The sequence below is a fragment of the Bartonella sp. PS17NMGDW genome (assembly GCF_042193555.1).
Classification (GTDB): domain Bacteria; phylum Pseudomonadota; class Alphaproteobacteria; order Rhizobiales; family Rhizobiaceae; genus Bartonella; species Bartonella grahamii.
The window spans coordinates 1-699 of the sequence record NZ_JBHILY010000086.1; the positions used below are offsets into that span (position 1 = coordinate 1).

Sequence of the window (699 nt, forward strand, 5' to 3'; positions counted from 1 at the left end):
TCAAGAATGTGTTGTTTGTTTATGCTTTTATATGCACGATCACCGATATGTTTAGAAACATTATTCAGAATTCGATATTTAACTTTTTTAGTGGATTCTGATTGATTATGCCATTGCATGCTTTGTAAATACTGATGCAATAACCAATCGAAAGACCCTTCTGTGAGTCTGGTACGCCTCTTTGTTTTGGAGGAGCCATTTTGTGCTTGCTTAATAGCCAGCGTATAATTATCAACAAACTCTTGCGTTCCATAGGTTCCTTCAATCCGAAACCGTGGTCCATGACCAATACGTACATACCATATAACTTTACCATGGCGTGTACGTTCACGAACAAGATGCGGTGGACGGCGTTTTGGCATGGCTAAAACTTTATACCGTCGACAGAGGGGCAGCTTTTGCTGGTCTCGTAGTCTTCTTGTTCATTTTCAAGCGGTGGAAAATCGTCAATGCTATAAGTATTATCTGTCGTTGTTGGTGTTATGGTTTTATTGATATGAATTAATAATTCCCCTGTAGGTTTGATTTCTATGAGTTCACATCCTTGTTTTTTAGCTTCTCTTAAAGCACGAGCAATAGCTGGTTGCGTGATAGTAGGTGGGCGGTGTGGCATGTTTATTCCCCTTCATTTTAGATGTAATTCACTCGTGGCGTGAATCACGCTGGTGTTAAAATTTTGTTTGTGTTGCTAGAAAGGAA

The 699-nt window shown here is 39.5% G+C and carries 1 protein-coding gene and 1 pseudogene; both read right to left on the bottom strand.

The window, feature by feature from the left end; all coding sequences use genetic code 11:
* Positions 1-362 (bottom strand): annotated as a pseudogene (locus ACFIJK_RS09415) (integrase); the annotation flags it as partial.
* A 2-nt stretch (positions 363-364) separates the two neighbouring features.
* Positions 365-613 (bottom strand): hypothetical protein, encoded by a 249-nt coding sequence (locus ACFIJK_RS09420; protein WP_015857131.1) that lies wholly within the window; start codon positions 611-613, stop codon positions 365-367.
* Positions 614-699: the final 86 nt, after the last annotated feature.